Here is a 13,459-nt window from a genome sequence, read left to right on the forward strand (position 1 = left end):
TATCGGCGGACGACCGTCACTCAGCACCCGGTTCGCAAGCGGCTTAGCTGCACGCCGGGCAAGCGCCCGCGCGGACACGTAGGATAGACAGCATGCATCACGTCGATCTTGAGAAACGGCCGGACGAAGTCTCGGCGATGTTTGACCGCGTCTCGACTCGATACGACCTCACCAATGACGTGCTCAGTCTCGGCGTCACCCCCTATTGGCGGCGCCGCACCCGCGAAGCGATCGACCCGAAACCGGGCGACCTCATCCTCGACGTTGCCGCGGGAACGGGCACTGTGTCGCGCATCCTCGCCGATTTTGGTGCCTCGGTGGTTGCGCTCGACTTTTCGGCCGGCATGATCCACGAGGCACGTCGTCGGCACGGCGGCCACCCGCTAATTGAATTTTTGCAGGGTGACGCCACACAGCTGCCCTTCGACAACAACACTTTCGACACCACCACGGTGAGCTTCGGGCTGCGCAATGTGCAAGAACCAAAACGCGCGCTGGCCGAGATGCACCGGGTCACCAAGCCCGGCGGCAAGATCGTCATCTGCGAGTTTTCGACCCCCACGAATCCGGTCTTTGGAAATCTCTACGACTGGTATATGACCACCGTGCGCCCCGTCGTCGTGAACCTCGTTTCGAGCGATCCGGAAGCCTACGAATATCTTTTTGACTCGATCAAGGCGTGGCCCGATCAGCGTGAACTTGCAGGCTGGTTGCGAGCAGCTGGCTACCAAAAAGTTGCCCACCGCAACCTCGCCTACGGAATTGCCGCACTGCACCGCGGCGTGAAGCCCACCAACCGCAGCGAGGAGCCCACCGAGTGACTCACACTTCAGCGGCACGCCGTCCCGCACACAGCACCGTAGGGGCAGGGTTTGCCAAGCAGCTTTTCGCAAAACCTGCCGAACGGCGACTCAAAGCGACGCTCGATGCCGGGCTGGAACGCGTCGAACAGGTTTTGAAAGAAGAGGTGCGGTTCGCCGACGAGGTGGCGCAGGTAACCGCCACCTATTTGCTCAACGCGGGCGGTAAACGACTGCGGCCGATGCTGCTACTGCTTACCGCACAACTGGGGCCAGAACCGGCCACCCCGGAAATCGACCGGGCCGCTGCAGCGATCGAAATCACGCATCTGGCATCGCTCTATCACGACGATGTCATGGATGAGGCGACCCTGCGTCGCGGAGTGACCGCCGCGCATCTGCGCTGGTCGAACTCCACCGCGATTCTCGCCGGTGATCTGCTCTTCGCCCGCTCATCACAAATTTTTTCGACACTTGGCACCGAGGCAGTCCAGTTGCAGGCAGAGGTGTTTGAACGCCTCGTGCTCGGGCAGATGCGCGAAACTATCGGTCCGCGTGAGGGTGAAGATCGCATCGCCCACTACCTGCAGGTGCTCGCCGACAAGACCGGCTCGCTCATCTCGGCGGCGGCACGCCTGGGCGTCATGCTCTCGGGAGCACCACGCGAATACGAGGCAGCGATGCACAGCTTCGGTGAGAGCGTGGGCATCGCCTTCCAACTGGTCGATGATGTCATCGACCTGTCACCAGAGAGCGACAAAACCGGCAAACTCGCCGGCACCGACCTGCGCGCCGGGGTTGAAACGCTGCCCGTACTGCTGCTTGAAAAATACAGTGAAGCGGGGGATGCAGCGGCAACCGATCTGCTGCACCGCATCCGCACCCGCGTCGCCGGCACCGCGCCCGGAAGCGCCGACCCGACGCTCTCGCGCTGCGACGCCGTCGAATCAGACCCCGCAGAGGTGGATGCGATCGTCGCCGAACTGCGCAATCACGCCGTCACCGCCGAAACCATCGAGGCCGCACACGAATATGTGCGCCGCGCGGTCGACGCACTCGACCAGCTGCCAGACGGTGTGGTGCGCGAGGCGCTGCGGGAATTCGCCCGGCGCCTGGTCGAACGAGACTTTTAGGGTGTCGCCCCGGTAGACCCGGGATGCGACCCACATGAATTACAAACGCACTGAAAGGGAAAGACAGTGGCAACGCTTCGAGTAGCTGTAGTTGGTGCCGGCCCCGCTGGGATTTATGCCAGCGACATCCTGCTGAAGGAGGCCGAAGGCAAGCACGAGGTATCGATCGACCTGTTCGACCGTCTCCCCGCACCCTACGGCCTGGTTCGCTACGGTGTCGCCCCCGACCATCCGCGTATCAAGGGCGTGGTGAACGGGCTGCGCGAGGTGCTCGACACCGGTCGCATCCGGATTTTTGGCAACGTCGATTTTGGTACCGACCTCACCCTCGATGATCTGCGCAGCCGCTACCACGCGGTGATTTTTGCCACCGGCGCCAGCCGCGACGCGCACCTCGATATTCCCGGAATTGAAGCCGAGGGTTCATTCGGCGCCGCCGATTTTGTGCACTGGTATGACGCACACCCCGACCACCCGCGCGATTGGCCGCTCGACAGTGAATCGGTGGCCGTGATCGGTAACGGCAATGTGGCGCTCGACGTGGCTCGCATGCTTGCCAAGCATCCTGACGACCTCATGCCCACCGAAATTCCCGCAAACGTTGAGGCGGGCCTGCGCGCATCCAAGGTCACCGATGTGCACGTTTTTGGTCGCCGCGGACCGCTGCAGGTGAAGTTCACGCCGCTTGAGCTGCGTGAACTCGGCGAAGTGCCCGATGTTGACGTGATTATTGACGAGGCCGATTTTGATCGCGACCCCGAAGCCGACGCCGAATCGCTCAAAAACAAGCAGCGCCTGGTGATCAACCGCATCTTCGGGCAGTGGCGTGAGCGAGCGAACGAACCGCGCACGGCATCGCGCCGACTGCACCTGCATTTTTGGGCCAAACCCAGTGAGGTGCTCACCGATGAAAACGGTCGCGTGCGCGCACTGCGCGTAGAGCGCAACAACCCCAACGGTGACGGCGGTGTCATGGGCTCGGGAGAGTTCACCGAAGTGCCCGTGGGGCAGATCTACCGCGCGGTCGGCTACTTTGGTTCGCCGCTGGATGAAGTTCCCTTCGACGAGACCCGCGGTGTGATCCCCAACGAGGGCGGCGTTGTCATCGACGCGGCCGGCGAAAAAGTGCCGGGGCTGTACGCAACTGGCTGGATCAAGCGCGGCCCGGTGGGGCTTATCGGCCACACCAAATCGGATGCAAAAGAAACGATCGCGAACCTGCTCGGTGGCCCCGAACACTGGTGGCAGCCGGCCGACACCGATACCGAATCGATCGTCAAACTGCTTGCCGAACGCAATGTGCCGGTGACCGATCTCGACGGTTGGCACCGGCTAGATGCACACGAACGTCAGCTCGGTGAAGCGGCGGGCCGCGAGCGCATCAAGGTGGTTGATCGCGACGAGATGACCCGCATTTCACGCGGCGAATAGCGCCGGACGCTACGGCGAATGGTGCTTACTGCACCACCGAAGTGAGCCGGCACAGATCGTCAATCGCCACCTGCATCCGCCCGCGGGTGAGCCACTCATCGAGGGTGAGCTGGCGCGACTTGGCAAAATATTCCCGCTCGACCGCCGATAGTTCGCTAGCGAATTGTTTGCCGTAGACGATCAGCATGAGTTCGGCGTTCAGTGTGAACGAACGCATGTCCATATTTGACGACCCCACCATCGATACCTCACCGTCGACGGTGAGGTATTTCGAGTGCAGCACATACGGCTGTTCGTACAGCCAGATCTGCACCCCCGAGCGCAGCAGCGCCTCGTAGTACGACTGCTGGGCGTGCTGGGTAAAGAAATGGTTGCCGCGTTCGGAGACAAACAGCACCACCTCGATACCGCGCTGCGCCGCAGTGGTGAGGGCGTAGAGCATAGAGTCGTCGGGCGCGAAATAGGGCGACGAAATCACCACGCGCTCGCGAGCCTGATAGAGCAGCTGCACGAATAGCCGCAGGTTGTTTTCGTGTTCGTAGCCGGGGCCGGATGGAACGAGCTGGCAGTCGTAGGTGGGTACCGAATCGACCGCGAGTCGCTGCGCCTCATTGAGTTCGGCCTCAAATTGCGCGGCGGATGGGTCGCCACCGTCGCGGGGAATGTAGCCGGTCTCGTCGAACCAGTCGTTGCGGAACACCGCGTCGACACCCACCGCCATCGGCCCCTCGAGCCGCAGCATCAGGTCTTTCCACAGCAGTCGTGTGCCGTCACGGTCGGCTTTTTGGTGGTAGCCGCGCTCGATAATGTTTTGCGACCCCAGCCATGCCACTCGGCCGTCAACCACGAGCAGCTTGCGGTGATTGCGCAGGTCGATGCGCTGCCAGCCGTTGCGCCAGGGCCAGATCGAATACAGCTGGTGCCAATCGCATCCGGCAGCCTGCAGGCGCCGTTTCATGTGTCGATAACCGCGGTAGCGCATCGAACCGAACTGGTCGTAGGCGACGCGCACCTTCACGCCGCGCTGCAGGGCCCGTTCGATGGCAACGAATACCGGCTCGGTCACCTCGTCGGCAGCCAGCGCGTAGAACAGCAGGTGCACATAGTTTTGTGCCGTGTCGATTTCGTCGGCCATTTCGCGAATGGTCGCGTCGTAGCTGGTGGTGATACGGATGCGGTTGCCCGGCAGGTGCGGGATGGCCGTCAGCTCACGCGCCAGCTGCGAGAGATGTTGGAAGCGGGTGGGGAGCTTGGTGAACCCCACCCGCTGCTCGAGCTGCACGGTGGATTCGTGCAGCAGTTGATTGAACTGTGCCTGTTTGCGGCGGCGATGCTCGGGCAGTCGGGTTGAGCCGAACATCCAAAACAGCAGCAGCCCGATATAGGGGATGAGGCCGATGGTGAGCAGCCAGGCGACGGCGGTGGTGGGGCGGCGGTTGTGGCCGAGCGTGAACGCCGCGATAACGACGATGATGACGTGTATTGCGGCGGCCGTGACGTACAGCCAGCCCTCACCAAAGATGTCGAGCATTTCCGCGACTAGCGGAAGTTGACGAACTGCAGGTCTACATCCAAGTCAGCCGCCTTGAGCAGCTGGATCGTGGCCTGTAGATCGTCGCGGCTTTTCGAGCTGACGCGCAGCTCGTCGCCCTGAATCTGCGATTTGACTGACTTGGGGGCCTCGTCGCGGATGAGTTTTGAGATCTTCTTGGCGTTTGCCTGGTCGATGCCCTGCTTCAGGGCGATTTCGAGGCGGGTTTCTTTGCCCGAAACATACGGGTCGCCAGTCTCGATTGATTTGAGTGAGATGCCGCGCTTGATGAGTTTTGACTGCAGCACATCGAGCACCGCGAGGACGCGATCTTCACTCACTGCTTTCAGCATGAACCGATCGTTAGCGAACTCAACCGAGGCACCGGTGTCTCGGAAGTCGTAGCGCTGCGAAATTTCTTTCGCGGCCTGGTTGACCGCGTTGTCGATCTCCATCGGATCGACCTTGCTTACCACGTCAAATGAAGAATCAGCCATGGTGATAAGCGTAGGCGACAACGGCTGACAGCGGCGAGCGAGCCGCAGCATGCGACTACTGTTAGTGCCACGTGGGTGGGTGAGAAAGGCTGCGATGACAGATATTTGGGTGCCACTGGTGCTGACTGTGCTGGCAGGGCTCGCCACTTCGATCGGCGGGATGATTGGCGTGGCCGGTCGCGGTGATTCGCGGCGGTTGATGTCGATGGGTCTTGGCTTTTCTGCCGGTGTGATGATCTATGTCTCGCTGGTAGAAATTTTGCCGAAGGGGCGCGAGGCACTTATCTCTGAGTTTGGGGATGCGGCCGGCGAGTGGCTGGTGCTGCTCGCGTTTTTTGGTGGGATCGCGGTAATTGCGTTGATCGACCGGCTGGTTCCCGAAGAAATCAACCCGCACGAGCCGGGTACGGTCGACGATCGGGCGCGGCAGCGGGCGCTGATGCGAACCGGGATACTCACTGCCATAGCGCTCGGGGTGCACAACTTCCCGGAGGGGTTCGCGACCTTTATCGCGGCGATACAAAATCCGGAGATCGGGGTGGCGGTGGCAGTTGCGATCGCCATTCACAATATTCCCGAGGGACTGGCAGTGGCGGTGCCGGTGTATCAGGCCACCGGTTCGCGGCGCAAGGCGCTGCGCTGGGCGACCGTGTCGGGTCTTGCCGAGCCCGCTGGCGCGATCGTCGGCTATTTGCTGTTGATGCCGTTTATTTCGGATGGCCTGTTCGGCGTGGTGTTTGCGGCGATTGCCGGCGTAATGGTGTTCATCTCGCTCGATGAACTATTGCCCACGGCCGAGGAATATGGCGAACACCACTGGGCGATCTACGGTCTGGTTGCCGGGATGGCAGTGATGGGGATTTCGCTGGTGTTGCTGTAGGGATGCATCCGGTGCTTCGGATGCTTGGAAACGAGAGAAGTCCCGGACAGTGTCCGGGACTTCGGCTGGTGGCGAGAGAGGGATTCGAACCCCCGAATGCAATGCAGGCTGATTTACAGTCAGCTCCCTTTGGCCGCTTGGGTATCTCGCCGAGCAGGCGCGCTAAAAAGCGCACCAGCAAAGCTTACACCAGATTCGCTCGTTATGTGGCACTGCTAGCGTCACCGGTATGAGCAATGAGCAACTCTTGCACCTGGCTACTGAACTGGCACGCGAAGCTGGCGAACTGATTTTTGAGCGGCGGCGACAGGGAGTTGCTGTCGCCGACACAAAAACGAGCACGGTCGATGTGGTGACCGCAGCCGACCGCGAGTGTGAGCAATTGCTGCGTGACCGCATCCGTGAACTTCGTCCGGATGACGGTTTTTATGGCGAAGAGAGCGATCCGAGTCGTTCGCGTTCGGGGATTACCTGGGTGGTTGACCCCATCGACGGCACCGTGAACTATTTGTACGGTTTGCCGCACTACGCCGTTTCAATTGCTGCGGTTGAGGGTGACCCGGCTGCCGACCCGACGGAGTTCACGATGCTTGCCGGTGCGGTGTTCGCACCGGCGCTCGGCGAAATGTACGCGGCGATGCGCGGTGGTGGTGCCACCCGAAATGATGCACCGATAGTGGTTGGTTCGGGTCCGGAAGATATCGCGCGCACGCTGGTTGCTACCGGCTTCTCATATCGGGCCGAGCGCCGCAAACTGCAGGCTCAGGTGTGGCTGGCGCTTGCTGACCGGGTGCGGGACATGCGCCGTAACGGGGCGGCCTCGCTCGATTTGTGTGCGGTGGCGGCCGGGCAGGTGGATGTTTATTACGAATTTGGTCTTAAACCCTGGGATTGGGCTGCCGGTGCGCTCATTGCCAGTGAGGCGGGTGCTGAAGTTGTGGGTGTGTCACGCGATTCGCGTGAAAGTAGGGCTATGCTGGTTGCTGGCCATCCCCGGATCATGCCTCAACTGCACGATTTGCTGCTGGAATCACTGCCGGCACATCTGCTCTGATCAGGGAAATTTATAAAACTGTGATTTTTGCTAGCTAATTCGTGATCTCTTCGTTACACTCGAATCCGTTCGAGTTTTTGAGGAGGTGTACATGTCGGAAGGCGTAAACGTTCAGCGCCCGCTCACGCGCCGCGAACTTCGCGAGCAGGAGCGGCGAGCTGAACAGCAGCGAATCGCCGCCGAGCAGGCGGCTCGAGCTGCAGCAGCCGCTGACAGTGCAACCCCGGTCGAAAGTGCTTCGGTAGCGCCGGCTGCTCAGGATGCTGAAACAGCCAGTGTCGATGCAAGGACCCAGGCCGCTGCAAAGGCTCAGGGCCAGCAGTTCACTTCGCGCCGCGAACGTCGCGAAGCAGAGCGGGCCGCAGCACTCGCTGAGTTCAACCAGCGTGCCGAACAGGCACAGATTGCTGCCCAGCAGGTAGCGACGCAATCGCCCGAGCTTTTCGCGGATCGTGCTGCAAAAACTAAGTCTTCGGTTGCCGCCCAGGTGCAGATTCACCGGGTCGCGATCAATCCCATCCCGAACGTCGCAAGCCGTCCGGCGACAGCACCAGTTTTCGCCGCCGCTGACGAGGCCGCTACTGAAACGTCGGCACAGCCGGCTGCAGTAGTTGCCACCAACACGGCGGCACCGGCAGGTATTCCGGTCGCCCCGGCTGACGAACCGAAGATCGAGTTTGCCGCCGCATTCGCTTCTGGTGGCAGTCTGAAGGCAACCCGCCGCGTGCGTCACAGTGATGGCGGCCGACGTGCCAGCCGAGTGGGCGGTTCGATGGTGGCATTCGGGCTCATTGCTGGCACCGTGGCGCTCGGTACCGGTTCGGCTGCAGCGATCAGCGCGGCGGCCGCGGCCGATGAGGGTGCAGCCGAAGTTGGCGAGCCCAATGCCGATCAGCCGGCGCCGCAGACGCTGAAGGTGTCGCAAGAAGAGACGGTTTCGGTTGCTGCGACTCGCCGCTCTGAGGTGACCGCAGTCACTTCGATCGGTACCGCGCACGCCGCCAACCTTGCGGCTGGGGTCAAATTGCCTGACTCGAACGCCTACACGAATGACATCACCGCCAATGTGCAGTGGCCGTTCCCTCAGGGCGTTCAGATCACCGACCCCTACGGCCCGCGAGTGTCGCCCTTTGGTGGCGGTTCGAGCTGGCACGGTGGCGTTGATTTCACCCCCGGAGAAGGCACACCGATCGGATCGATCGCGGATGGCCGCGTCAGCTACATCAGCGAGAGCGGCACCACCTACGGGATTTATGTCGAGGTGGAGCACGTCATCAATGGTGAGCGAGTGACCTCGCAGTACGCGCACCTGCAGCCGGGCTCGATTTCGGTGAAGGTCGGAGATGTTGTGCAGGTTGGTGACCAGATTGCAAAGGTTGGAAACACCGGCGCATCAACCGGACCGCACCTGCACCTCGAAACCCTCATCGATGGCGGCACTGTCGACCCGATGTACTTCTTGAAAAAGCTCAACGTCGCCGGTGTCGACGTGAAGGTTCCAGAAGAAGTGCCGACCGGTGGTGTTGCTCTTGGTGCTGAACGCCGAGGCGTTGAAGAGAGCCACAAGCTCGTTGATGAGACCTTCGGTAACTAATTAAAAATCCAACACATTGCGATTTGCGCGCGGCGGGGGAGTGTGTGATAAGCTCTCCTGGTGCCCAAGCGAGAAATCGCAGCGGACTTGCCCCGATAGCTCAGTGGTAGAGCACTTCCATGGTAAGGAAGGGGTCGCCAGTTCAATCCTGGCTCGGGGCTCTCTCAGTTGCTCGACCGGTGACTGTGAACCCTGGCAGGGTAGCTCAGTTGGTGAGAGCGCACGACTCATAATCGTGAGGTCGCGGGTTCGAGCCCCGCTCCTGCTACCACACATGTATCGAAATGTCAAGCCCTTTTTATCGGGAGTTTTCTGGTTGTTTCGGTTCATGCCGACACCCCTGGTGTGAGCTCAGCGGAAAACGCTGCTACGGCTCTGAGGGCGGCGGCATCGGTTGATCGGGCGTATTGTTCGGTCACTTGTAGCGAGCTGTGCCCAAGGATGCGCTGCACGTCGGGTGCTGAGAGGCCGACGCGGAAGAAGTTAACTGCGGCGGTGTGCCGGAGGTCGTGAAACCGCAGCGCAGGCTGGTCAGCGGGAAACGTTTTGATCTGGTCGCGGATGTGGTGCCAGTTCACTGCTCGGGTGAGGTTGCTGGATGACATGGGGCCGCCTTTTGCGCCGGTGAACAGGCGGGACTCATGGGCGGGGTTGTCGAGCGCTTCGGTGAGTACTTCACGCATGGCGGGGATGATGGGCACGGCGCGTGCTTGCCGGCCTTTGGTGGGGCCTACAGTCATTACCCCGTTTTGTGGGGAGAGGGAACGGCGGATGCGCAACACGTTCCCGTCAATGTCACCGCGTTCGAGGCCCATTACTTCCCCAAGTCGGCACCCGGTATAGAGCAACGCTGCAAGGATGCGGTGAGCGTGGGGATGATGCGCCGTGAGCGCAAGCATGTGGACGGCTTCAGCGTCGCTCAGTGCTCGGGAGGCGACATCGGTGACTTGTGGGGTGCGGCGGGGTGGCATGGATCGCACGGGATTGTGGGGGATTTGGCCGGAGAGCACCCCGAGGTTGCAGAGTTTCGAGACGAGAGCAAGCGCATCTTGCCGGGTGGAGCGGCTGCCTGACCATTCGGCGGCGGCTGCCATGATGTCGAGCGGGGTAATGGTGGTGATTTCCCGATCACCGAGGGTGGGGGCTACCCGAAGTGCCCACGCTCGTTGGTAGGCGGCGCGTGAGTTGAGGGCGAGGCCGTCGAAGAGGAGCGCCTGGTACTCAGCGTAGAGGTCGGCGAGGGTGGACACTTCGGGTTCACCTCCTTTCAAGGGGCGTAGGGACGCGGGGGCACTGGTGGCGGGGATTCCCAAAGGTCAGGGTCATCCCACGGGTTCGGTGGCTGTGGCGGCGGGGTGGGGGTTGTGGTCATCGGGTTCACCTCCTCCAAACGCGATGACTCGGGCGCGGTAGTCGGGATAGTCGAGATAATCGAAACGGATGGTGACGGGGGCTTCGGCGGGGCATTCCAAATAGCCGTAGCCGGCGGGGAAAGCGTGAATTTGCTCGACAATTTCGGGGGTCGAGTCCGGATGGAGCATCCGCACTGCATCGGCGTTATCCACGCGCAGGGTAATGCGGGTGCCGAGGTTCGCGCGCTCGGAGCCGCCAACGATGGACGCATCCATCCGTTGGGCCATAAGGATGACGCGGATGCCCGCTTTTGCCCCCTCTTGGATAAGGCGCTGGACCGCACTTTTCACGCGGGGAAGGCGGCGTTCGGCGGGCTTGAGTGCCTTGTCATCGGTGTCGAGGGCAGCGATCAGGCCGGGGTACTCCTCCATCACCATGATTAGGGCGGGGAGTTCTTCGGAGGGGGTGATTTTGTCGATGCCGCGATGCATCATCTGCTGAATGCGATGGTCCATTTCGGCAACGGCGTTATCAAGGGCTCCGAGAATCGCGTCTTTGTCGGCGAGGCCGAGGGCGCGGTACTGCTGGCCGGGGTGATTACTCCAGGGGGCGAGGAGAATTCCGGTGGGGTCAACTCCGCCGATAATGGCGAGGCCCTGTTTGCTGAGCGGGGCGAGGGCACCGAGAATCGCGTACATCGCTACTGACTTGCCAGAGCGAGTTTGCCCCTGGATAGCGGTGTGCCAGGAATCTCCGATGAAATCGAAGGTGAGGTTTTCGCCATCACTTCGCCGTCCGGTGACAGCGTGGGCGAGGGATTCGGGAGTGGCGTTCCGGCCATCTGCAAGGGGGTCAACGGGGGCGAGGGCGCGGTATTGCACGCGGTATTTGCCACCGGGGAGCGGTTCAGTAGAGACCCATTCACAGCGCAGGTGATGCTTGGAGTTTTCAACGATCTCCGCGACCTGCTCGGGCGAGAGGGAACGCGGAGATTGGAACACAATGTCGGTGCCGATACCACGCAGCGTCTTAAGGGTGCCCTTGTAGCGGGTGGGGTCGTTCGGGGCGACGAGGCCAATTTCGCGGAGCCAGTTGTTGAGGCGGTCGCCGCGGGTGCGACCTACCCAGCGGAGTACGTCGCCGGTGACCGGTGCCCAGTTGGAGAAGGTGGCGGGGAGTCGTACGAGTGGCGGGTGAATGCCGATGATGGCAACGGGAATGAGGAAGGCGAGGGCCACCGCGAGGGTGTGGGGGAGGAAGTCGGCCTTGTTTTCTTGCGTGGTAAACGAAATAACCACGGAGGCAGGAATGAGGAGCACCGCGTACCAGGCGACGGTGATGCGCAGCGCCCACAGGAGTTTGACGGGGAGTAGTGCCAGCCAGATGCCGAATGATTCGTTGCGGCGTTGCCGGTGGTGGGCGTGAAGTTGTTCCCGTTGGATTGCGGGGGTGTCGTAGTACTGCATTTTGGGTTCCTTGTCGGTTCAATTTGAATTTGATTTGGGGTGGGGGTGGGGCGTGGCACCCATTCCGCCGCGCAGGAACGCCCCACCCCCGGCGGGATGAACGCCTGCGCGGGGCCTGGTAAGTATTTGTGAGTTAGTCGTTCTTGGGGGTGGGGAGCGGTGCCCCGCCAACAACGGCCGTCGCTTCTACGGAAACGGCGAGGTTGAATCCGCCGTTGTTGTTGCGCACGGTCAGCACGGCATCCTTGAGCGTGAGCACGCCCCCGAATTCGACCTTGGGGAGGTGCTGGGTCGGAGTCTTGATGCGGACGGTGGGGATGGCTTCTGGCAGTGAGGCGTGGTGCAGCATCGCATCAAATGCGTAGAGCGGTTCCCCCTTGCTGTTGGTTTCGGGGGTGTCGGTGCGCTTACCATCGACATACTTCATTACGGGGCGGGCTTCGGTGGTGGCGGGGATGATCTGCGTCGGGGTGCTGGTCGGGAGGGGGAAGGTGAGCGAGTTCATTTTGAATTCCTTTTCCATGGTTAGTACACCGGGGTTTTTGTGTACGTTTTGAATCTAACACAAAAGCGGGGTTTGAATGCACGACTTTTTGGTGTTCTCAGGTTTTTCTCAGATACCGGGGTTTTGGTGCACCAGCGCATAGGCTGGTGGCATGACTGATTACCCCGACACTCGCCCCCCAACCCCGACCAGAATTCGTGCTTGGGAAGCTGCCCACCGTGAAGCGATTGACTCGTGGCTGCTGGATACGGCCAATGGTCTGCGGGCTGCTATTCATGCAGAAGCAGAAGCGTTAACTGATGACCCGGCCTTCCGGCCACTGGTTCGGGTGATGCTTGCTGCGGCACTGATTGATGCAACCTACGACTTGCGATCGTGGGAGGGAGGTATTGCACAGTCGTTCGACTATTCCGGTGGGCAGATTGCTACCGCAGCAGGACAAGCCCGAGATTCCCGAATTAGTCGATGGCCCGGGTTGCCGGAAGTTGCTGCGGCCAGCACTGCGGCGTGGGAGAACCGGAATGACCCTGCTTATCGTCCGGAGCCGGTGGCTGGTCGCCGGTTGTCGATTACCGTGGACACCTACCGGCCCGATGATGCTGGGGAACCGCGGAACGCCAAGTAACTGCCAAGGCCATGCCCGGTGTGCCCGGTGGCGGGCGTACTCCGGGCGCGGGGCGAACAGGAGAGGCTACCGCCGGGCTGCGGTGCTGGGCGAGGCCTTCGCGTGATGCGACTACGTGAAGGTTCGGTGCCCGATGCGGCCCGGCTGTCATTCCAGCCCCGGCCCCTGCCTCCGGCCAGTGCGGGGCGTGAAGTTCCGTTGACCGATGCGGGCGCATACCGGTTCCGGGTGCCGGCGGCAGGGAACCCGTGCCGGGGCTTCCATTCCTACGCCCCTCCTGTGCGCCCGTGACCGTAGCACCCCCGGCACTGCCCGCACTGCCCGTGGCCTCAACAGTTACTCAACGTTCCTTCCCTGGGGGTGGTCGGTTTCCTGGGTGGGTACCTCATACCCACACCTCACGTTGTTGAGGATTGCTTTACCCCATCAAGGGCCGCGCTGCGCGCGGCCTGGCCCCGTCCGTTTCTGCGCGCGGCCCTTCGGGCCGTGCTCGAAGCCGGCGGGGTTCGGTGTTCGTGGCCGCTTTTCGGGGTGGCTGGGGTGGTTTTGGGTACGCGAAAGGGCCCGACGGTGGCCGGGCGGAGTGGGGG

General features: G+C 61.8%; 12 protein-coding genes and 3 tRNA genes. 9 read left to right on the forward strand and 6 right to left on the reverse strand.

What is annotated here, in order from left to right; translation table 11 throughout:
• Positions 1-92 precede the first annotated feature (92 nt).
• The 3 genes from JMV54_RS07385 to JMV54_RS07395 all read left to right on the forward strand — a co-directional run bounded on the left by JMV54_RS07385 (position 93) and on the right by JMV54_RS07395 (position 3,364).
• On the forward strand, positions 93-821 hold the full coding sequence (locus JMV54_RS07385) for a class I SAM-dependent methyltransferase (protein ID WP_201518268.1): 729 nt from the start codon (positions 93-95) through the stop codon (positions 819-821).
• Complete coding sequence (locus JMV54_RS07390) at positions 818-1,933, forward strand: polyprenyl synthetase family protein (protein ID WP_201518269.1); 1,116 nt, start codon at positions 818-820, stop codon at positions 1,931-1,933. Before JMV54_RS07385 ends, JMV54_RS07390 begins: the two co-directional genes overlap by 4 nt.
• A 66-nt stretch (positions 1,934-1,999) precedes the next feature.
• Positions 2,000-3,364: an FAD-dependent oxidoreductase gene (locus JMV54_RS07395; RefSeq protein WP_201518270.1), complete on the forward strand. Its 1,365-nt coding sequence runs from the start codon at positions 2,000-2,002 to the stop codon at positions 3,362-3,364.
• Positions 3,365-3,389: 25 nt separating this feature from the next.
• Here JMV54_RS07395 and cls read toward each other — a convergent pair whose 3' ends face one another.
• Both cls and JMV54_RS07405 read right to left on the reverse strand, forming a co-directional pair.
• A complete protein-coding gene (gene cls / locus JMV54_RS07400) occupies positions 3,390-4,895 on the reverse strand; it encodes a cardiolipin synthase (RefSeq protein WP_201518271.1) in 1,506 nt (501 codons plus the stop codon).
• An 8-nt stretch (positions 4,896-4,903) separates the two neighbouring features.
• Positions 4,904-5,392: a YajQ family cyclic di-GMP-binding protein gene (locus JMV54_RS07405; RefSeq protein ID WP_201518272.1), complete on the reverse strand. Its 489-nt coding sequence runs from the start codon at positions 5,390-5,392 to the stop codon at positions 4,904-4,906.
• Between the two features lie 94 nt (positions 5,393-5,486).
• On the opposite strand from JMV54_RS07405, the gene zupT reads away from it, so the two are divergent.
• Positions 5,487-6,272 (forward strand): zinc transporter ZupT, encoded by a 786-nt coding sequence (zupT, locus tag JMV54_RS07410; RefSeq protein WP_201518273.1) that lies wholly within the window; start codon positions 5,487-5,489, stop codon positions 6,270-6,272.
• 66 nt (positions 6,273-6,338) lie between these two features.
• Here zupT and JMV54_RS07415 read toward each other — a convergent pair.
• Positions 6,339-6,423: transfer RNA gene (locus JMV54_RS07415), tRNA-Tyr, on the reverse strand.
• A gap of 78 nt (positions 6,424-6,501) precedes the next feature.
• Here JMV54_RS07415 and JMV54_RS07420 point away from each other — a divergent pair.
• From JMV54_RS07420 to JMV54_RS07435, 4 genes are all read left to right on the forward strand, one after another.
• Positions 6,502-7,326: an inositol monophosphatase family protein gene (locus JMV54_RS07420; RefSeq protein ID WP_201518274.1), complete on the forward strand. Its 825-nt coding sequence runs from the start codon at positions 6,502-6,504 to the stop codon at positions 7,324-7,326.
• Positions 7,327-7,417: 91 nt separating this feature from the next.
• Positions 7,418-8,920: a M23 family metallopeptidase gene (locus tag JMV54_RS07425; RefSeq protein ID WP_201518275.1), complete on the forward strand. Its 1,503-nt coding sequence runs from the start codon at positions 7,418-7,420 to the stop codon at positions 8,918-8,920.
• An 89-nt stretch (positions 8,921-9,009) separates the two neighbouring features.
• Positions 9,010-9,081 (forward strand) — tRNA-Thr (locus tag JMV54_RS07430).
• Between the two features lie 33 nt (positions 9,082-9,114).
• A tRNA-Met gene (locus JMV54_RS07435) sits at positions 9,115-9,191 on the forward strand.
• A 55-nt stretch (positions 9,192-9,246) separates the two neighbouring features.
• Here JMV54_RS07435 and JMV54_RS07440 read toward each other — a convergent pair.
• The 3 genes from JMV54_RS07440 to JMV54_RS07450 form a co-directional block, all read right to left on the reverse strand.
• Positions 9,247-10,170: a tyrosine-type recombinase/integrase gene (locus JMV54_RS07440; RefSeq protein ID WP_201518276.1), complete on the reverse strand. Its 924-nt coding sequence runs from the start codon at positions 10,168-10,170 to the stop codon at positions 9,247-9,249.
• A 72-nt stretch (positions 10,171-10,242) separates the two neighbouring features.
• Entirely contained in the window at positions 10,243-11,739 is a 1,497-nt protein-coding gene (locus JMV54_RS07445) for an FtsK/SpoIIIE domain-containing protein (RefSeq protein WP_201518277.1), read from the reverse strand.
• A 133-nt stretch (positions 11,740-11,872) separates the two neighbouring features.
• Positions 11,873-12,244, reverse strand: a complete 372-nt coding sequence (locus tag JMV54_RS07450; protein WP_201518278.1) for a hypothetical protein — start codon at positions 12,242-12,244, stop codon at positions 11,873-11,875.
• A 151-nt stretch (positions 12,245-12,395) separates the two neighbouring features.
• On the opposite strand from JMV54_RS07450, the gene JMV54_RS07455 reads away from it, so the two are divergent.
• Positions 12,396-12,869 carry a hypothetical protein gene (locus JMV54_RS07455; protein WP_201518279.1) on the forward strand — a complete coding sequence of 158 codons (474 nt, stop codon included), beginning with the start codon at positions 12,396-12,398 and terminating at the stop codon, positions 12,867-12,869.
• Positions 12,870-13,459: the final 590 nt, after the last annotated feature.

It is taken from the genome of Gulosibacter hominis (assembly GCF_904842695.1).
Taxonomy (GTDB): domain Bacteria; phylum Actinomycetota; class Actinomycetes; order Actinomycetales; family Microbacteriaceae; genus Gulosibacter; species Gulosibacter hominis.